The organism is Hyphomicrobiales bacterium, from assembly GCA_016710435.1.
Taxonomy (GTDB): Bacteria; Pseudomonadota; Alphaproteobacteria; order Rhizobiales; family Aestuariivirgaceae; genus Aestuariivirga.
In genome coordinates this window covers 1,331,820-1,351,173 of record JADJVV010000001.1, presented here as the reverse complement: position 1 = coordinate 1,351,173, position 19,354 = coordinate 1,331,820, and the positions used below count along the sequence as shown (strand labels likewise).

17 protein-coding genes are annotated in these 19,354 nt (G+C 60.7%); 4 read left to right on the top strand and 13 right to left on the bottom strand.

Annotated elements, in window-relative coordinates:
* Nucleotides 1-11: 11 nt before the first annotated feature.
* Nucleotides 12-473 (top strand): RidA family protein, encoded by a 462-nt coding sequence (locus IPM06_06620; GenBank protein ID MBK8770088.1) that lies wholly within the window; start codon nucleotides 12-14, stop codon nucleotides 471-473.
* Complete coding sequence (locus tag IPM06_06615; GenBank protein MBK8770087.1) at nucleotides 470-1,660, top strand: aminotransferase class V-fold PLP-dependent enzyme; 1,191 nt, start codon at nucleotides 470-472, stop codon at nucleotides 1,658-1,660. The genes IPM06_06620 and IPM06_06615 overlap by 4 nt, the downstream gene beginning before the upstream one ends.
* A gap of 6 nt (nucleotides 1,661-1,666) precedes the next feature.
* Here the strand turns inward: IPM06_06615 and IPM06_06610 are convergent, their stop codons facing one another.
* Nucleotides 1,667-2,461: an SDR family oxidoreductase gene (locus IPM06_06610; GenBank protein MBK8770086.1), complete on the bottom strand. Its 795-nt coding sequence runs from the start codon at nucleotides 2,459-2,461 to the stop codon at nucleotides 1,667-1,669.
* Between the two features lie 34 nt (nucleotides 2,462-2,495).
* Nucleotides 2,496-3,608: an iron-containing alcohol dehydrogenase gene (locus tag IPM06_06605; protein ID MBK8770085.1), complete on the bottom strand. Its 1,113-nt coding sequence runs from the start codon at nucleotides 3,606-3,608 to the stop codon at nucleotides 2,496-2,498.
* A 120-nt stretch (nucleotides 3,609-3,728) separates the two neighbouring features.
* On the opposite strand from IPM06_06605, the gene IPM06_06600 reads away from it, so the two are divergent.
* Both IPM06_06600 and IPM06_06595 read left to right on the top strand, forming a co-directional pair.
* Nucleotides 3,729-4,448 (top strand): GntR family transcriptional regulator, encoded by a 720-nt coding sequence (locus IPM06_06600; protein MBK8770084.1) that lies wholly within the window; start codon nucleotides 3,729-3,731, stop codon nucleotides 4,446-4,448.
* A 17-nt stretch (nucleotides 4,449-4,465) separates the two neighbouring features.
* Nucleotides 4,466-6,016 carry a GMC family oxidoreductase gene (locus tag IPM06_06595; GenBank protein ID MBK8770083.1) on the top strand — a complete coding sequence of 517 codons (1,551 nt, stop codon included), beginning with the start codon at nucleotides 4,466-4,468 and terminating at the stop codon, nucleotides 6,014-6,016.
* Between the two features lie 7 nt (nucleotides 6,017-6,023).
* Here the strand turns inward: IPM06_06595 and speB are convergent, their stop codons facing one another.
* The 11 genes from speB to IPM06_06540 all read right to left on the bottom strand — a co-directional run bounded on the left by speB (nucleotide 6,024) and on the right by IPM06_06540 (nucleotide 19,312).
* Complete coding sequence (speB, locus tag IPM06_06590; protein ID MBK8770082.1) at nucleotides 6,024-7,019, bottom strand: agmatinase; 996 nt, start codon at nucleotides 7,017-7,019, stop codon at nucleotides 6,024-6,026.
* A gap of 64 nt (nucleotides 7,020-7,083) precedes the next feature.
* Complete coding sequence (locus IPM06_06585; protein MBK8770081.1) at nucleotides 7,084-8,172, bottom strand: ABC transporter ATP-binding protein; 1,089 nt, start codon at nucleotides 8,170-8,172, stop codon at nucleotides 7,084-7,086.
* Nucleotides 8,173-8,174: 2 nt separating this feature from the next.
* Nucleotides 8,175-9,020 carry an ABC transporter permease gene (locus tag IPM06_06580; protein ID MBK8770080.1) on the bottom strand — a complete coding sequence of 282 codons (846 nt, stop codon included), beginning with the start codon at nucleotides 9,018-9,020 and terminating at the stop codon, nucleotides 8,175-8,177.
* A complete protein-coding gene (locus IPM06_06575) occupies nucleotides 9,020-10,009 on the bottom strand; it encodes an ABC transporter permease (protein ID MBK8770079.1) in 990 nt (329 codons plus the stop codon). The genes IPM06_06580 and IPM06_06575 overlap by 1 nt, the downstream gene beginning before the upstream one ends.
* A complete protein-coding gene (locus IPM06_06570) occupies nucleotides 9,927-12,191 on the bottom strand; it encodes an aminotransferase class III-fold pyridoxal phosphate-dependent enzyme (protein MBK8770078.1) in 2,265 nt (754 codons plus the stop codon). Before IPM06_06570 ends, IPM06_06575 begins: the two co-directional genes overlap by 83 nt.
* Nucleotides 12,192-12,330: 139 nt before the next feature.
* The gene (locus tag IPM06_06565) at nucleotides 12,331-13,407 is read right to left on the bottom strand and encodes a spermidine/putrescine ABC transporter substrate-binding protein (GenBank protein ID MBK8770077.1); all 1,077 of its coding nucleotides are present in this window, start codon (nucleotides 13,405-13,407) and stop codon (nucleotides 12,331-12,333) included.
* Between the two features lie 100 nt (nucleotides 13,408-13,507).
* Complete coding sequence (locus tag IPM06_06560) at nucleotides 13,508-14,893, bottom strand: aspartate aminotransferase family protein (GenBank protein ID MBK8770076.1); 1,386 nt, start codon at nucleotides 14,891-14,893, stop codon at nucleotides 13,508-13,510.
* 476 nt (nucleotides 14,894-15,369) lie between these two features.
* A complete protein-coding gene (locus tag IPM06_06555; protein MBK8770075.1) occupies nucleotides 15,370-15,666 on the bottom strand; it encodes a histidinol dehydrogenase in 297 nt (98 codons plus the stop codon).
* Nucleotides 15,667-15,674: 8 nt separating this feature from the next.
* Nucleotides 15,675-17,276: an ABC transporter ATP-binding protein gene (locus IPM06_06550; protein ID MBK8770074.1), complete on the bottom strand. Its 1,602-nt coding sequence runs from the start codon at nucleotides 17,274-17,276 to the stop codon at nucleotides 15,675-15,677.
* Nucleotide 17,277: 1 nt separating this feature from the next.
* A complete protein-coding gene (locus IPM06_06545) occupies nucleotides 17,278-18,396 on the bottom strand; it encodes an ABC transporter permease subunit (GenBank protein ID MBK8770073.1) in 1,119 nt (372 codons plus the stop codon).
* Entirely contained in the window at nucleotides 18,389-19,312 is a 924-nt protein-coding gene (locus tag IPM06_06540) for an ABC transporter permease subunit (protein ID MBK8770072.1), read from the bottom strand. Before IPM06_06540 ends, IPM06_06545 begins: the two co-directional genes overlap by 8 nt.
* Between the last annotated feature and the right edge of the window lie 42 nt (nucleotides 19,313-19,354).

Sequence of the window (19,354 nt, the reverse complement as noted above, 5' to 3'; positions counted from 1 at the left end):
AGCTGTTGAATATGTCCGCTGAAGACCGGTTGAAGGCTCTGAACATCTTCATTCCCGAGGCACCATCACCCAAGGGCAACTATGTGCCTGCAATTGAGCACAACGGATTGCTCTACATTTCGGGGCAAGGCCCGCTCCTGGAAAACGGGGATTTTGCACGGGGCATCGTCGGACGGGATGTCTCCGTGGAGGAAGCCTACCAGCATGCCCGCCGGACGGGCCTGATGTTGCTGGCCTGCGCGCGCCAGGCGCTCGGATCACTCGACAGGGTGGAGCGTGTGCTGCAAGTGCTGGGGATGGTGAATGCCGCGCCAGACTTTACACAGCATCCCAAAGTCATCAACGGCTGCTCCGACCTCTTCGTCGAGGTGTTCGGAGAAGCGGGCCGGCATACGCGGGCGGCAGTGGGCATGGGAACATTGCCGGAGAGCATCACGGTGGAAATCACTGCCGTCATGGCGGTCAAGCCGTGAGCTTGCTTTCCGACCTCGGCGCCCGCCGCATCATCAATGCCCGTGGCACCGTTACACGGCTTTCGGGCGGCATCATGCATCCGGAGGTGATCGCCGCCATGACAGATGCTTCGCGCCAGTGTTTCGACATGTCGGAACTGCAGGCGGCAGCGTCTGCGGAGATTGCCCGTATCACAGGCGCGGAAGCAGGCTATATTGCATCCGGTGCCTCCGCCTGTCTGATGCTCGGTGCGGCCGCCGCGATGACGGGGCTGGATGCCGCGAGCATGGCGCGGCTCCCGCAGGATGGTCCGCGCAGGGAAATCATCATCGTGCGCAGCCAGCGCAATGCCTATGACCATGCCTTGCGTGCCGCAGGTGCCAACCTCGTGGAGGTGGGCCTGCCCGACCGTCATGCGGGCGCTGGTGTTCGCGATGCACAGGGCTGGCAGATCGAAAGCGCCATTACGGAAAGGACGGCGGCCATCTTCCACGTGGCTGCGGAGAATGCGGAACCTTCCCTCCCCGAGGTGGTGGCAATCGCGCGCCGTCACGGTCTGCCGGTGCTCGTGGACGCGGCTGCGCAATTGCCGCCGCAAGCAAACCTGCGCCGCTTTATCGAAGTCGGTGCCGATCTCGTTGCCTTCTCCGGCGGCAAGGTGCTGGGCGGACCGCAGGCCAGCGGATTCCTTTGCGGCAGGCGTGATCTCATCATGGCCGCAGCGCTGCAGCATCTTGATCTCGACCAATATATTGATACGTGGACGCCGCCGGACACGCTCATTGATCGCAGGCGTCTTGTCGGCATGCCAGTGACCGGCATCGGCCGTCCCTGCAAGGCCGGGAAGGAAGAAATTGCCGGGCTTCTTGCCGCGCTACAGTTATTCGTGCGCGAAGGCGATGGTGTGCGTCATGCAAGGTGGCTCGCGACGCTTGCAGCAGTGCGCGAGGCGAACACGGACTGGCGTGCGGGCATGAGCATTCAGCACGAAGCGGACAATGACCGGGTTCCCCATATCTCCATCGATACTGGCTCGCCCGAGGCGGCGCGGCAACTGACGCGGCGGCTGCTTTCGCATTCGCCCGCCATCCACGTCGACGACAGCGAGCGCCACCATGGGCGCATCATTCTGTCACCACTCGCGCTCGACGTTGAAGATGCGGCCATCGTCGGCCGCGCCCTTGATGCAGCGAAACCGGGCCCTTGAGGGCCGTCAGCGGAGAGTCAGGCCACCATCGATGACAATGACTTCACCGGTGGTGAAGCTCGCGGCATCGGAGGCGAGATAGACCGTGGCGCCGACCAGTTCATCCACGGAACCGATCCTGTTCTGAACCGCCGCCTTTGCCCATTCGTTGTTCACCACGTCGGGATGTTCCTTCATCACTTCGTCGGTAAGTTCAGTGCGAATGTAGCCCGGTGCAATGGCATTGACGCGCACGCCGTGCTCGGCCCATTCGGTGGCGAGCCCCTTGCACAGCATGTGTACGCCTGCCTTGGACACGTTGTAGGCCGTGTGGCGGAAGGGCCAGTTAACGATATAGCCCGACATTGATCCGATCGTGATGATTGAACCGGACTTCTGCCGGATCATGTGCTGGCCCACTTCGCGCGAGACGAGAAAGACGCCATCGAGATTCGTCGCCATGGTCTTGCGGAAATCCTCGAGCGTGTAGCTCTCGGAGTTGCCCGGATAAATGATGCCGGCATTGTTGACGAGAATGTCGATGCGGCCCCAGCGCTTGATGACGGCTTCCGTCATGCGCTTCACATCCGCTTCGTTCGACACGTCCGCCTGGATGACGAAGGCGTCCGTGCCATCCTTGCGGATGTCGCTGGCCACGGCCTCGGCACGGTCCACTGTCGACTTGACGACGATCGCCACGTCGGCCCCATAGGCGGCGAGTCCCTCTGCCAAAGCCTTGCCGATGCCGCGGGAGCCGCCCGTGACGATGGCCTTCTTGCCGGCCAAGCTGAAAAGGGTGCGATATTTGGCAATGTTGGACATGAGGCCTCCTCCGGCAGTTTCTTGTTTGGCTTCTTCAGGCCGAATCCCGCATCAGGGCGAGGTAGTCCGCCGCTGTTGCGAGGCGCGGATTGGTGGCGTGGCAATGATCCTTGAGTGCCTCCTGCGCCACCTGCTCCATCATGGCTTCGGTCACGCCGAGCGAGGCCAATCCCGAGGGAATTCCGATGTCCTGGTTCAGTGCGGCGATGGCCTTGTCGGGTGCCTGGCCAAAGAACTTCTCCAGCCAATCCCACTTGGCGCCGATGACGCTGCGGTTGAAGCGGAGGACAGTTGGCATCAACACCGCGTTGAGCGTGCCGTGATGGAGATTGAGGGATCGGATTGCGCCGAGCGGATGCGTGAGGGCATGCACTGCACCAAGGCCCTTCTGGAAAGCCATGGCCCCTTCCAGTGCGCACATCATCATGTCGTTGCGCGCTTCCTTGTTGTTGCCGTTGGCTACGGCGTTGCGGAGAGAGCGCCAGCCCTTGGCAAGGCCGTCGCGTGCAATGGCATCGGCGGGCGGATTGAAGGCGCTTGCCATGTAAGTTTCCAGACAATGTGAGATCGCATCCATGCCGGTTGCGGCCGTGAGGCCCGGCGGCAGGCCGTAGGTGAGTTCGGGATCGCACAGGGCGATGGATGGCAGCATGTGGGGCGAGATGATCCCCAGCTTGCGGCCTTCCGCCGTGATGATGACCGCGGCGCGGCCCACTTCCGAGCCAGTGCCGGACGTTGTTGGGACGGCGATCATCGGGCAGATTCGGCCGTGGATCCGGCTAACGCCGCCCGCGACCAGCGTATATTGCGCGAGCGGACCCTCATGTCCCGTGAGAAGGCGGACACCCTTGGCGAGATCGAGCGCCGAGCCACCGCCCAAGCCAACGATCCCATCGCAGTCTCCTTCACGGTACACGGCATGGGCCGCCAGCACGGCATCTTCCGTCGGGTTGGCGGGGGTGCCATCGAAGATCAAGGATTTGTCACGAAGCTGCGCCGTGACCTTTGCCACAAGGCCAGTGGCCACGAGACCCTTGTCTGTCGCAATCAGGGGGCGCTTGATGCCGAGGCCATCGAGGAATTCCTGCAACCGCGAGACCTGGCCTTCGCCGAATTCGATGCGGGTGAGATAGGTGATCGTGCTCATCGCAGCCTTTCAGGCGTCAACGCCCCTTGTAACGGCAACCAATATATGAGTTATTAGACACAGAAGTCACAAGGTCTGTCAATCCGGATCACCGATGTGGAGTTTTAGCGAGTTTCCTTTATGAGCACGAACGGCACGCAAGACCGGTCTCCGCCGAAATCTGAGCAGATATATGAGTATCTGCGGCGTGCGATCGTGCGACTTGATCTCCGGCCGGGCGTCCCGGTTCAAGAGAAGGACATCGCCGAACGCTTCAAGGTGTCACGCACCCCCGTCAGGGAGGCACTGCAGAGACTGGTCGAAGAAGGTCTCGTGGACATCCTGCCGCATTCCGGAACGTGGGTGAGTCGCATCTCATTTCCGGTCGCGGAAGAAGGCTTCGTGCTGCGGCGTGCGCTTGAAGTGGAGAGCGTGCGCAAGGCGGCGGACCTTGTCACGGTGCACGATTCACAGATGCTGGCCGACAGTATCGCGAGGATGCGTGTCATTCTGGCGGAGAACAGGTTTGAGGATTATCTTGAGGAAGACGATGCATTCCACGCCATGATTGCGCGGATTTCGGGCTATCCCCGCATCTGGAAATTCATCACGCTGGCCAAGGTCCATCTGGACCGCATGCGCCAACTCAGTGCCCCGGTGCCGGGTCATCTTGCTGATGTCACGGAACAGCATGCCGCCATCGCCCAGGCCCTGCAGCGGGGCAATGCCTTGCAGGCCGAACTCGCCATGCGCATCCATCTCGACAATTCCTTTGCCGTGATGGCCGCCATGCACGCCGCCAACGAGTCGCTCTTCGGCGATGACGTCCCGCCGCGCGGCACCCGTTCCAAATCATCATGAAGACAGAGGATACCACCATGACCGCCATCCACACATCCTACGACGCCGTCATCATCGGTGCGGGCGTTGGCGGAGGGGCGATGGCCAATCGTCTGGCCGTGGCCGGTGCACGGGTGCTGGTGATCGAGCGAGGCACGCGCCTTCCGCGCGAGGCAGACAACTGGAGCGTCAAGGCCGTGTTCCACGAGCGCCGTTACGCCACGCGCGAAACCTGGCGCGACCGCGACGGACAGGAATTCAACCCCTCTACCTATTATTATGTGGGCGGGAATTCCAAGTTCTTCGGCACGGCGACGGTTCGCTTCCGCGTGGAGGATTTTGAACCCCTCCAGCATGAGGCTGGTGTGGCTCCGGGGTGGCCCATCACCTACGCGCAACTTGCGCCCTACTACGATGTGGCGGAGCAACTTTTCGGAACCCATGGCACGGCGGGGATGGACCCGTGCGAGCCACCGCGCTCTGGCCCCATGCCGCATCCTGCCGTGGGGCACGAACCGGAAATCCAGTTCTTCGACACACGCCTGCGGGAAATGGGCCTGAAGCCGTTTCCGCTGCCCGTGGCCATTGACCTCCATCCGGGGGGCAAGTGCATCCGCTGCAAGACCTGCGATGGCTTTGCCTGCAAGCTGGGAGCCAAGAACGACGCGGAAGTACGCATGGTCGATCCCGCGCTGGCGACGGGCAATGTCGATCTCGTGCTGGAAAGTTATGTACGCCGGCTGATCACGGATGACACTGGCCGCAAGGTGGTGGCCGTGGAGATTGAACAGGGCGGCCAAGCGCGCATCATCTCGGCGGGCCTCGTCATCTCAAGTGCGGGCGCCATCAATTCCGCAGCACTTCTGTTGCGATCGTCCAACGCCAAGCATCCGAAGGGACTCGGCAACAATTCATCGGACCAGTTGGGCCGCAACTACATGGCCCACAACAACACGGCGATGATGGCCGTCAATCCGTTCAAGAAGAACAACGTGACGTTCCAGAAGTCGCTGTGCATCAACGATTTCTACCTGGCCAATTCCGTGAGGCCTTATCCCTTGGGCAACGTGCAGGGTCTCGGGAAGCTGCAGGGCGGCATGCTGACGGCCAACATGCCGCTCATTCCGGAGTTTCTGATGGACTGGTTTGCAACGCGCAGCGTGGATTGGTGGATCATGTCGGAAGACCTGCCCGATCCCAACAACCGCGTGTCGCTCGACAGCGACGGCAAGATCAGGCTGTCCTACACCGCGAACAATCTGAAATCCCACGGCGAACTGGTGAAGCACTGGAGCCGTTTGATGCGGAAGCTGGGCTTCCCCATCATCATCACACAGAAAATGGACATCAAGGTTGCCATGCACCAGTGTGGCACTGCCCGTTTCGGCAATGATCCTGCAACATCGGTGCTCGATCCCTTCTGCCGCGTCTGGGACGTGGACAATCTCTATGTCGTGGATGCGTCTTTCCTGCCATCTTCGACAGCCGTCAACCCGTCGCTCACCATCGTCGCGCAGGCGGTGCGCACGGCCGAGCACATCGTGAAGAACGTGCTGAAGATCGCACCTCCGGCAAAGACAGCAGCTTAGCGTACAGTCATTCCGGCATCGCTTCCGCGCGGGCGCCACGCTGCCATGCACGCAGGCAGAGATACTCCATGATGAGGCTCGCGGCGGCTGACGACGTCAGTTCGGAGTGATCAAAGGGCGGCGACACTTCGACCATGTCCATGCCGACAAAGTTCACATCCTTCAGGCGGCGGATGATCGAGGCTGCTTGATGGTAGGTCATGCCGCCGGGAATGGGTGTCCCCGTGCCGGGTGCCGCCGAAGGATCAAGGCAATCGATATCGAAGGTCAGATAGGCTTTCGCCGGCCCGACTTTCTCCTTGATCACCTTTGCCAGCTGATCGGCGGTGGAGTCGTGCACTTCATCCGCATAGATGATGCGGAAGCCCATTGTGGTTTCGCCGACGAAGGTTGTGCGAATGCCGATCTGCACGGATTTGCGAGGGTCTATCAGACCCTCGCGCACGGCGTAGCCGAACATTGTCCCATGATCGATGCGCCCGCCGCTGTCGATCTCCACGTCGCGGTGGGCATCGAAATGGACCAGAGCGAGGGGGCCGTGCTTCTTGGCATGGGCCTTGAGCAACGGATATGAGATGTAGTGATCGCCGCCGAGAGTGATCATTTCCACACCAGACGCCAGAATGCCCGCCGCGTGACTTTCCAGCGTGGTCGGGAAATCGTCCTTCTTGCCCCAGTCAAAGAAGCAGTCACCGTAGTCGACGACAGCCAGCGTCTCGAAGGGATCAAAATTCCAGGGCCAGAACGGGCCCCACGCATTTTCTGCCGAGGCCCGGCGAATGCCTTCCGGACCGAGGCGCGTTCCGGGACGGTGGGACACGGCCTGGTCGAAGGGCACGCCTGTCACCGCAATGTCAACACCTGCAAGGTCCCGCGTATATTTGCGGCGCATGAAGGACAAGGCGCCCGCATATGTGGGCTCCCAGTTTGTGCCTTTCAGATCGGTGCGGCGGAACGCATCGTCGCCGGGCAAGCGGCCGAGCTTGTCCATTTCCAGTGCCATGTGAGTTTCTCCTCGACGGGTGAATGCTTCAGCGGCGGTCGCATTGCGCCGAATTGATTTTGATCTATTCCGTCAGCACAAGGCTGTCGCCGGGGTTCCACGATACATAGGTCTTCTCACCGCGGGTCACGCTGGCGTTCACATCGCGCTTTTCATTCTGGACGTTGACCGAGACCATCTGGCCGGAGTTCAGTTCGACAACAACCTCGCTCCAGTCTCCATAGTAGGCTACGTCGCGCACCCGTGCTTCTGCCTTGATCAGGCCATCGGCCTTCGGTGATGATTTCGACAGTTTCAATTTTTCCGGACGCACCGCGAGTGTCACCTGCTTGCCGCAGCTGCGGTCCGTCGTGAGGTTGATCTTGCCCAGCCCCTTGGCATTGCAGATTACGGCCGTGCCCTTTTGCGACACGACATCGGCATCGAAGAGATTGACCTTGCCGATGAAGTCAGCAACGAAACGGGACGTCGGGTGCTCGTAGAGCTCCTCCGGCGTTGCAAGTTGCATGATGGCGCCCTTCTCCATCACAGCGATGCGGGTCGCCATGGAAAGCGCCTCGTCCTGGTCGTGCGTCACGATGATGAAGGTGATGCCGACTTCCTGCTGGAGGCGGGTGAGTTCGAGGCGCATGTCGTCGCGGAGCTTGGCGTCCAGCGCCGACAACGGTTCGTCGAGAAGCAAGACCTTCGGGCGTTTTACCAGTGCGCGTGCCAGCGCCACGCGCTGACGCTGGCCGCCGGACATCTGGTCTGGCTTGCGGTCCGCCAGGTGTGACAGCTTCACCTGTTCCAGACCTTCCCCTACCCGGCGCTTGATCTCGTCGGCGGGAACGCCAGTCACCTTCAATCCGTAGGCAACGTTCTGCGCCACGGTCATGTGGGGAAACACGGCGTACGACTGGAACACCATGTTGGTGGGGCGCTTGTTGGGGGGCGTGAAAGCCATGTCTTCGCCGCCGATATAGATCTGCCCTTCGGATGGCGTATCGAGTCCGGAAATCATGCGGAGCAACGTCGTCTTGCCGCAGCCCGAGGGACCCAGCAGGGCAAAGAACTCGTTTGGCATGATATCGACGGAGACATTGTCCACCGCGGTGACGCCACCGGGGTAGCGACGCGAGACATTGCGAACGGAAACGATGGGATCTGCCATGATCAATGACCTGACTTTTCGGGGGCCTGCAATTTCATTGCAAGCACGGTGGCGAGAATGGTGATGACGATGAGAACGGTCGAGGCGGCGTTGACTTCATATTTCACGCCAGTCTTGACCATGGAATAGATCTTCACCGGGAAGGTGATGGAGCCCGGGCCGCCCACGAAGAAGGTGATGATGAAGTCATCCAGCGACAGGGTGAAGGCGAGGAGAGCGCCGGCAATGATGCCGGGCTTCATGTAGGGGACAAGAACCTGCCAGAAGGTCTGCCATTCGTTGGCACCCAGGTCGCGAGAGGCTTCTTCCAGTTGTTTGTTGAATCCCACCAGGCGGGACCTCACCACGATGGCCACGAAGGGGAAACAGAAGGCCACGTGGGCGATGATGATGGTGCTCAGGTTGAGCGGCCAGACCTTGTTCTTGAAGAAATCGATGAGGCCGGTGTTGTTGAAGAACAACAGGAGGGCAACACCCATGCAGATTTCGGGAATGACGATGGGAAGGCCCATGGCCGCCTCGTAGGCCGGCTTCAGGGGAAACCGGAAGCGCCACATCATCACCGCGACCATGGTTCCGATGACCGTGGCCACAAGCGTCGTGATGACGGCGATGGCGAGCGAGTTCACCATGGCATCGTAAATTGACTCGTTGGCCCAGGCCTTGGGATAGTTTTCGAAGGTGAAGCCCTTCCACACGCCGCCGCGGTTCTGCTGGTTGAAGGAAAACGCAATGAGCACGAAGATTGGCACGTAAAGCACGACAAGCGTCACCGCAAACAGCGACTGCAGCCAGCGGCGGCGCCCGTATTCCAGCGGACCCTGTCCCGGTTTCAGCTGGCTGGACATCACTGCGCTCCCTTCGAGCGGTTCTGATAATACCACTGCATCACAAGAACGATGATCGTGAGCATCATCAGGGCAAACGAGAGTGCAGACCCGAACGGCCAGTCATTGGACGTACCGAACTGGGCCTGGATGACGTTGCCGATCATCCACGAGGTGGGGCCGCCCAGTTCATCGGAAATAAGGAACATGCCGAGGCAGGGGATGAAGACGAGAATGAGGCCGGTGATGATACCCGGCATGGTGAGCGGCAGCGTCACCTTCCGGAAGGTCTGGAATTGCGACGCGCCGAGATCAAGACTTGCTTCGAGGTAACTCTTGTCGAGCCGTTCGATGGTTGAATAGAGCGGCAGGATCATGAAGGGCAAGAAGACATAGACGAGGCCGAAAATCACGGCGCCTGTGGTGCCGATCATTTCAACGGGGCCAATGCCCACAAATCCCAACACCGTGTTGATGATGCCCCGCGCGCCCATGACCGTTTTCAAGGCATAGGTGCGGATGAGCAGGTTGATCCAGAACGGCAACACGATGAGCAGCAGGGCCATGGGCCGCCAGCGTTCTGGCATGAAGCAGATGGCAAAGGCGATGGGATAGCCGATGAGAAGGCAGGCCAGAGTTGCGAGCGCGCTCCACCACAGGGTCCGCATGAAGATGGAAATGATGTCGGGATTGATGGCCCGGATATAGTTTTCAATGCCGGTGATGTAGTCGTAGTCGTTGACCGAAACCTGGCCGTCAATCACGGCCTTGCTCGAAAATGACAGAATGAGAAGATAGCCGAGCGGAATCAGAAAGAAGACCACCAGCCAGAATGTGCCCGGCGTTGCCAGTGTCCAAAACGACCGGCCGTTGGATTTCCAGTCTTCCAAGATTGCGTGTCCCTCGCCCTGTGTCTTTTTCTTTGATTTAAAGCCTATTTCTTGCGGGCTCGCAAGTTCGGCCAACAACCGCAAGCACACGGTCGAGGGTGTCCACCACCCTGTCGGCATGTTTGGTTGAAAAGACGAGCGGTGGGCGGATCTTGAGCACGTTGCCCCATTTCCCGTCGCTTCCCACCAGAACGCCCGCATCCTTGAGCCCGTTGATCACTTCACGTGTGGCCCGCGGGGCGGGAGTCCTGTGCGTCCTGTCGGAGACCAGTTCTACACCGGTCGCCAGACCTGAACCGCGGACATCACCGATCAGATCATGCCGGCCCATCAGCCCACGCAACTGCTGCCGCAGGTATTGCCCGGTACTCAGGCTGTTTGACTGGAGATCCTCGTGGTCCATCACCTCAAGCACGGCTATCCCCGCCGCACAGGCTGCGTTGCCGCCACCGAAAGTGGAAAAGAACGGACCTGCTGCATCGACGAAGCGGTCCATGATCGCCGACCTGGTGATGATGGCCCCCACCGGATAGCCATTGCCGGCAGGTTTGCCGATGGTGACAAAATCCGGAATGATGCCGTGATGCTGATGGCCCCACATGTGCGTGCCCATGCGACCGAAACCAGACTGTACCTCATCGGCAATGAACAGGCCGCCGTGATCATGCACACGCCGCATCACGGCGCTTACGTAACCTGCAGGTGCCTCGAGGATTCCGTTCGTCATGAAGGCTGAATCCATGATGGCAATCGAGATGCCGTGGCCTTCCCTGTCAAGGCTGGAGAGCAAGGCATCCACCGCGGCCGCATAGGCCTCGCCAGCTTCCTCAGGCGGAACGTTCAACGGATCACGGTAGACGTCGGGCGCCCGCAACTGCCGAACGAGTGGCGCCCGCCATCCGCCGGGAGGATAATTGGAGGGCGAGAGCATGTCGGATGCCATGGTCACGCCGTGATAGGCGAAGTCCATGCAGAGTGCGCCTGTGTGCCCGGTGAAGATGTTGGCCATGCGCCACGCGACGTCATTCGCTTCACTACCCGAGTTGACGAAAACCACCGTGTCCAGGGACGGATGCAGCGTGGCCTTCAAACGTTCGGCATAGGCAACGGCCTCTTCTGTGAGGTAACGCGTGTTGGTGTTCAGGACGCGGAACTGCCGGGCGACCGCGTCCGCCACGTGGGGGTGCGCATGGCCGACATGGGGCACGTTGTTGTAACAATCCAGATATTGTCGGCCATCCGCCGCGGTCAGCCACACGCCTTCCCCGTTCACGACTTGAAGCGGCGTGTCGTAAAACAGCAGCGACTTCCGCCCCATGGCGCTGGCACGCCGCTCCTGCAGGTGCGATTCCGATGGCGAGGACTGGCGCGGAACATTGGCCGCATAGCGTACGGCCTCCGTCAGGTCCTTTCGTTCCAGCGCCCGCAACACATCCAGACTGAGGGCGGCCAGCGCTGAAATCTGAGGCGTGAGTGTAACATCCTGCGCCATGCGCTGGCGGCTGATGAGAAAGCTGAGCGCCGTTCGCATTTTCGCAAGCGGCAATAGCACCCCGACCTCCGCCGCCTCCAGGGGCACATGGCGGACAAATCCCGAAACCAGGTTCTCGACAACGCGCGCCATGTCGTGTCCGGGAACAAGGCAGTCACCGATGGCATTGGACAAATCCAGCAGTCGGGGCCCAAAGATCATGTCGCCGAAATCAATGATGCCGGAAACGCCGCCATCCCGCGCGAACAAGGTGTTGTAGGGATGCACGTCGGAATGCATGACCTGATGGGGAAATCGCTTCAGCCGCGGCGCAATTGACTGGCGAAAGAAGTGCAAGACAGGCGTGAGCAGCGCCGCCTCCCCTGTCGATAGTTCGCTCACGGGCCATCGCACCTCATCAAACGACGCGACATTCCAATCGAGTTGCCGCAGCATGAGGGGCACGGATACGAAACCGCGCATGGCTTTGTTCAACTGGCCGATCACCGCGCCCCACGCAAGATATTGTTCGGCACTCAGGTGACGTTCGCCCGCAACTTCCCCGTCAAGCCATTGCAGCACGAGAACGGGATGGTCTGCGTCATCGCAGCGAAGCACAGATACCTTGCTCCCATCTCTTGAGGCCACGCAGCGTGGGACTGGCAGGGAAGGGGCAACTGTCGCCAGATGATCAAGGGCGCGCGCCTGCTCCTGCGCGAGGACGAAAGGCTCGCCCGCGCTTCCGACCTTCACCACGACGTTGCCGGAGTCCGCTGCCAGCCTGTGGTTCTGGTCGCGCTCGCCATCCAGTGCGGTAAATTCACCGGCCATTCCGTATTTCTCCGAGACAAAGTCCCGGATCACGGAAAGAGGCAGGCGGGGTGGTGGGGCGAGAGGCATTGGGCGTTGGTCCAAAAGAGAACGGAGACGCTTTCGCGTCTCCGTTCGGGTTCAGCAGGCGTGCATGGCTTCAGGCGGCCTGCACGGCCGTCCAGATTTCATCACGCACCTTGAGGGCTTCCTCGCCCAGGTATGATGCGTATTCGCACTTGGCCAGAATCTCCGCCGGCGGGAAGATGGCCGGGTTGTTCTGATAGGCTTCATCCATGATTTCGCGCGCGGCCTTGTTGGGCGTTGCGTACTGGATGGTTTCCGCGATGTGCTTGCCGTTCTCCTTGTCAAAGACGAAGTTGATAAAGGCATGCGCATTTTCAGGATGCGGCGCGCCCGCAGCAATGGCGATCGTGTCTTCCCAGACGTTGGAGCCTTCCTTCGGCACGATATAGGAGATGTCTTCGTCCTCGGCCATCACCTGGGCGATGTCACCGTTGTATTCCATGGTCAGATCAACTTCGCCCTGTGCGAGCAAGTCCTGGCCATTGTCATCGGCATATTTCTTGATGCCCTTCTTGGCCGAGATCAGGAGATCCTTGGCCTTGTTCAGTTCATCAATGTTGGTGGAGTTGTAGCCGTAGCCCAGATACTTGAGGGCGCAGCCGATGTTGTGCTCCTGGTCACCCAGCGAGGCCATGCGGCCGGCATAGGTCGGGTCATCGAACAGGACCTTCCAGCTTGATGCATCCGTCACCTTGGACTTGCGATAGCCGATGCCGACGGTGCCCCACATGTAGGGCAGCGAATACTTGCGGCCGGGATCGAAGGTCGGATTCATGAAGGCAGGATCGATGTTGGCGACGTTGGGGATCTTGCCGTGATCGAGGGCTACCAGCATGTTGGCCTTGATCATGCGTTCCACCTTGTCGTTGGTGGGGATGATCACGTCATAGCCCGGGTTGCCTGCCTTCAGCTTGGTGAAGAGTTCGTCGCCATCGGCAAAGAGGTCCATCTTGACGTCAATACCGGTGGCGGCGGTGAAGTCAGCCAGCGTGTGCTCGCCGATGTATGTGTCGTAGTTGTAGAAGCTGAGCTTCTTCTCTTCCTCGGACATGGCCTTGTAGGGAAGGAGCGTGAGGCCCGCGAACAGGGCCCCGCTGCCGCGCAACAGGTTGCGGCGGTTCATCCGGGAGATGGGAAAATGGGTCTTCATTTTTTTGCGCCCTTTATGCGGACCGTCATGGTCCTTTGAAAACAAGCAATTATCGGGCCAAATATGGCGACGCCATGGCCCGGGAGTTTGTGGACAGGCCTCATGCCAATTCGGCCTTCACATCGGCATAGGTCTTGTCGAGGGCGATCCTCGCCAGCCTGCCAATTTCATCGATCTCCTTGCGGCTGATGCAGAACGGTGGTGCCAGGACCATCGTATCCCAGCAGGCGCGCATGATCAGGCCCGCATTGAAACAGTGATCCCGGCAGACGGTTCCAACCCGGCCGGAATCGTGGAAGCGCCCGCGATTGGCCTTGTCGCGGGTCAGTTCCAGCGCGCCGATCAGGCCCACGCTGCGCGTCTCGCCGACGATGGGATGGTCTTCCAAACCCTTGAGCATGGCGCTGAAGTGCGGCGCGAGCTCGGCGACGCGATCCACCATCTTCTCGTCCTGCAGGATTTCGATGTTCTTCAGGGCCACAGCGGAGGCAACGGGATGACCGTCATAGGTCATGCCATGGTAGAACTCGCCGCCCTTGTCGAAGAAGGGTTTGATGAGGTGTTCCGAGAACGCCACTGCGCCAATGGGCAGATAGCCTGAGGACAGGCCCTTGGCCATGTTCACGATGTCGGGCTCGTAGCCGAAGGTCTCAAAGCCAAACCATTTCCCGGTGCGGCCAAACCCGCAGATGACTTCGTCGGAAATGATGAGGACCCCGTATTTCCGGCAGATGCGCTGAATTTCCGGCCAGTAGGTGGAGGGCGGAATGAGAACGCCTGCTGCGCCCTGAAGTGGCTCACCGATAAAAGCGGCAACGTTGTCAGGCCCCAGTTCGAGGATCTTCCTCTCCAGCTCGGCGGCAGCCTCGAGCCCGAATTCCTCCGGGCTCTTGTCACCGCCGAAGTCGTACCAGTAGGGCTGCTGGATGTGGTGAAAGCCTGGCAACGGGCTGCCGCCCTGCTCATGCATGCCGATCATCCCGCCGAGATTTGCCGCCACCCAAGTCGAACCATGATAGCCGCGCCGGCGGCCGATGATGTGCTGGCGATAGGGCTTGCCCATCACCTTCCAGTAGTGCCTCACCCAGCGGACAATGGTGTCGTTGCCCTCAGAGCCGGAATTCGTGAAGAAAACATGCTGGAAACGCTTAGGCAGCACGGACGAAATCTTGGCCGCCAGTTCGGTGGCGGGCACAGTCGTCGTCTTGAAAAAGGTGTTGTAGTAAGGCAGGTCGAGCATCTGGCGGTAGGCCACGTCGGCCAATTCCTTCCGCCCATAGCCGATGTTCACGCACCACAGCCCCGACATGCCGTCGAGAATCTTGTTGCCCTTTCCGTCCCAGATGTAGACGCCATCCCCATGGGTGATGACCCGCGGGCCGCCCCCGGCGTGGAACGACTTGTGATCCGTGAACGGATGAAAATGATGGGCGATATCTGACTTGACGATCTCGTCGATGTTCAGGTTCTTCTGATGGACTGTCATGGTCTCTTTCCTTGTGAAGGCTGGTTCCGGCAGCCGACTGGCCCGCCACACAACTCATTCCAACAAGGACTTACGGCTTGAACCCGATACGCGCGCAATTCACCATCACGTCGGTCTTGGCCGTACGCGCAAGCAGGGGAATGACGTCGCCCAGGGCTGTGAGGTGAAAGCACATAGGAACGATACTGCCATGCCCGACCATGATGAGTCAATTTGACCCGGTTCAGGCCATCTGGCGCCTGCTCAGCCGGAAGACGGCGGCGCGGCGGTGGGCTTCCATCCCCTCCGTGGCACTTTGCCGTGCGGCTGGCGGTGCAACCGCAGCGACACCGCGCTCGTCCAGCCACTGATGGTGCAGATCTTGACGAGGACCCCACCCACAGCCCGCCCGCTTGGCGGCCTGCGGCCATGGTCGGCAGTGTGTGGTTGGTGCCGCAACACTTGTCCGAGTAGACCACGCTCGCCATGGATGGTCTTCAGTTGCGCCTCTGCAAAGGCACGCACGCTTCCGATGGCGAATTCCGTGTCCTCGCGCGTCTGCCGATCCAGAGCCTGAAGTGCGTCCTGTTATTCCTGCTTGCGACTTCAAACTTGTCCGGACAGGTCTTGTCGAACTGCAGTGCATAGCGGCGCACGGCGGCATCGCCGTGTTGGCGCACGTCCGGGAGGATTGCCTTCACGGTCTCCTCAATGGTGGCTGTGTCGCCGGCCGCGTCCTGATGCGCCGAATTGATGAATGTGATCTTGTCGGGATGGGCAAAGCGGCGGGTCATGAAACTCCTCAGGCGTGAACGGTCGAGGGAAAGGCGGCAGCCATGAGCCGGCGGGTGTAGGGGTTGCGGGGATGGTCCATCACATCGTCTGGTGTCCCTTCCTCGACGAGCCGGCCGTCCTTCATCACCATGATGTGGTCCGCCATGGCGCGCACAACAGCGAGGTCATGGCTGATGAAGAGATAGGACAAACCATTCGCGGTCTGCAGGTCGCGGAGCAATTCGACGATCTGCTTCTGCACCTGGCGGTCCAGCGCCGATGTCGGCTCATCAAGCACGACCACCTTGGGTTTGAGGATGATGGCGCGGGCAATGGCGATGCGCTGGCGCTGCCCGCCGGAGAATTCGTGGGGGTAGCGGTTTCGGAGCGAAGGGTCGATCTGCACTTCCTCCATCGCCTTTACTGCGCGGCGGTCCCGCTCCGCGGAAGAGATTCCCGGCTCGTGGACGAGAAGGCCTTCGGTGATGATCTGGCCCGCCGTCATGCGTGGGGAGAGGGAGCCGAACGGGTCCTGCAACACGACCTGAAGTTGCCGGCGCAGGGGGCGCATCGCTGCGGCATCCAACCTGGCGATGCTGCGGCCTTCAAAGGTGATGGCGCCTTCGCTGGGCAAGAGGCGCAGGAGTGCGCGAGCGAGCGTGGATTTTCCCGAACCCGATTCACCGACGATGCCGATGGTCTGGCCCCTGCGAAGGGTGACGGACACCCGGTCGACAGCACGCAGGATGGCTGTCGGCTTGGAGAAAAAGCCGCCACCCAAGGCAAAGCTCACGCGCGTGTCCGTGCCGCACAGGATGACAGGGGCGCTGGCTGGGACGGGCGCCTTGCGGCCTGTTGGTTCAGCTTCAAGAAGTGCCTTGGTATAGGCATGGGCCGGCCGGGCGAAGATCACGTTTGTGGTTCCCTCCTCTACCACCTCGCCCCGGCGCATGACGGCCACCTTCTGGGCGATGCGGCGCACGATGTTCAGGTCATGGGTGATGAAGATCATCGCCATGCCAAGGCGCTTCTGCAAATCCGCCATGAGTTCGAGGATTTCTGCCTGGATGGTGACATCGAGCGCCGTCGTCGGCTCATCGGCGATCAGGAGTTCGGGGTTGTTTGCCAGCGCCATGGCAATCATCACACGTTGGCGCTGGCCACCGGACATTTCATGGGGATAGGAGGCCATGCGGCGTCGGGCATCGGGAATCCTCACCAGTTCCAGCATCTCAAGTGCTCGCGCCTCGGCCTGGGCCGCATTCATCTGCTGATGCTGCATGATGGGTTCGATCAGCTGGCTTCCGACGGTGTACAGCGGATCGAGGGACGTCATGGGCTCCTGAAAGATCATCGTGACGCGGCGGCCGCGGATGCTGTTCAGGTCTTTCTTGGCGAGACCGATGAGGTTCTGACCGCCAAACCTCGCCTCGCCTCGAGCCTCGCCGTTGCCGGCGAGAAGACCCATCGCCGCCATCATCAACTGGCTCTTGCCGGACCCGGACTCGCCGACGATGGCCAGCGTTTCTCCGGCAGACACATCAAGCGACACGCCATTTACGGCATCGACAATGCCATCAAGCGTGTGGAAACGGACGGACACATCTTTGAGCGACAGGATGGGCTCCATGTCAGCGGTCCTTCGGGTCGAGGGCATCGCGCAGGCCATCCCCGATGAAATTGAGGGCAAAGAGCGTCGTGGTGAGGAAGAGCGACGGGAACACCAGCAGCCACTTGGCGCCGGGAATGGACTTCGCACCCTGTGAGATCAGCACGCCCCAGCTCGACATGGGCTCCTGCACACCCAGCCCCAGATAGGAGAGGAAACTTTCGAGGATTATGACCTGTGGCACGAGCAGCGTCATGTAGATGACGACCGGGCCCAGCAGGTTCGGAACCACATGGCGGATGAGAATTCCCCAGCGGGACACGCCCAAGGCTTCGGCCGCCTGCACATATTCCTGCCGCTTCAGCGACAGGGCCTGTCCCCGCACGATGCGTGCCATGTCGAGCCACAGCACCGCTCCCACGGCGAGGAACATCAGGATGAAATTTCGCCCGAAGAAGACCACCAGCATGATGACGAAGAAGATGAAGGGCAGTGAGTAGAGAATGTCGACGACGCGCATCATCACTTCGTCAGTCTTGCCACCCATGAGGCCGGCGGCGGCACCGTAGAGAACGCCGATCACCACAGCCACGAGACCCGCAAGCAGTCCGATTGCCAGGGAGACACGACCCGCCACAAGCGTGCGCTGGAGAAGATCGCGGCCATTGCTGTCGGTTCCGAAATAGAAATAGGTCTGCTGTACTTCCGTCGTCATGGTCATGGTCAGGCCATCGGCCGAAGACGCCTTGACGGCCGACGTCTCGAAGACATCGGAGCGATCGAGATAGCGGATGACACGGGGGTCAATGGGCTTTGTCGCCTTCACATTCACTTCGACAGTTGCGCCGTCCTGCTTCCAATCCACGAGATCAAGCCGGGCGCGGCGCAAGGCATCGTTCAGGGCAGCTTCGATCCCGTCGGCCTTGGGATACGCCGAGAGTGACGGGGGAATGCGCGTGTAGTCGGCATGGATTGTCGTGAAATCATTGGGGACCAGAAATGGTCCGAAGATGCAGGCAAGCGTCATCACGGCAAGATAGATGATACTCACCATGGCAGCCTTGTTGCGCAGCAGCCGTGCCCGCGCATCAGCCCAGAGCGAGCGCCCGGCAGCGGGCAGCTTTGCAGCGGCGTCAGTCATAGCGGACCCGTGGATCAACGATGGCGTAGAGCAGGTCGACGATGAGGTTGAAGAGAAGCGTGAAGATGGCGATGACGACGACGGTTCCCATGACCAGGGTGTAATCGCGGTTGAGTGCGGCATCGACGAAATATCGGCCTACGCCCGGTATGGCGAAGATGTACTCGACAATGAGCGAACCTGTAAGGAGCGAGGCCGCGGCGGGGCCCGCGTAGGAGACGATCGGCAACAGGGCACCCCGCATGGCGTGACGGACGACAACGGAAAAATCCGACAGCCCCATCGCCCGTGCGGTGCGAATGTGATGGGCACGCAGTGACTCGATCATCGAGCCCCGCATGAGACGCGCCACGATGGCAAGCTGGGGCAACATCAGCGTGATCACCGGCCCCACCTTGTTGACGAAGGCACCATCGCCCCAGCCACCAACAGGCACCCACTTCAGCGTGAGAGCAAAGAACAGCTGGAACAGCGGTGCCACGACAAATGTGGGAATGGTGCTGCCGGCCGTGGCCGTGGCAACGACAGCATAGTCGGCCGGGCGGTTTTGATAGAGCGCGGCGAATACCCCGAGAATACCGCCGAACAGCAGCGCCAGTACGAGGGCACTGGTCCCGAGTTGGATCGAGACGGGCAGGCCCGTACGGAACAACTCACCCACGGTGAAGTCGGGCAGATTGTAACTAGGCCCGAAGTTTCCGTGCAGGAGATGGTTGAGGTAGTTCAGGTACTGCTTCCAAAGCGGAAGATCGAGGCCGAACTGGCGCTCGAGGTTGGCCTTGATGACGGGATTTAGTCCTTTCTCCTGGTTGAACGGCCCCCCGGGGGCCACACGGATCAGGAAAAACGACATCGTGACGATCACGAAGAGCGTCGGGATGGCCGTGAGCAGGCGCCTTAGGACATAACGCAGCATGGGAAGAACATGTCCATCCGCCCTCCGGTGAGAGAGGGCGGA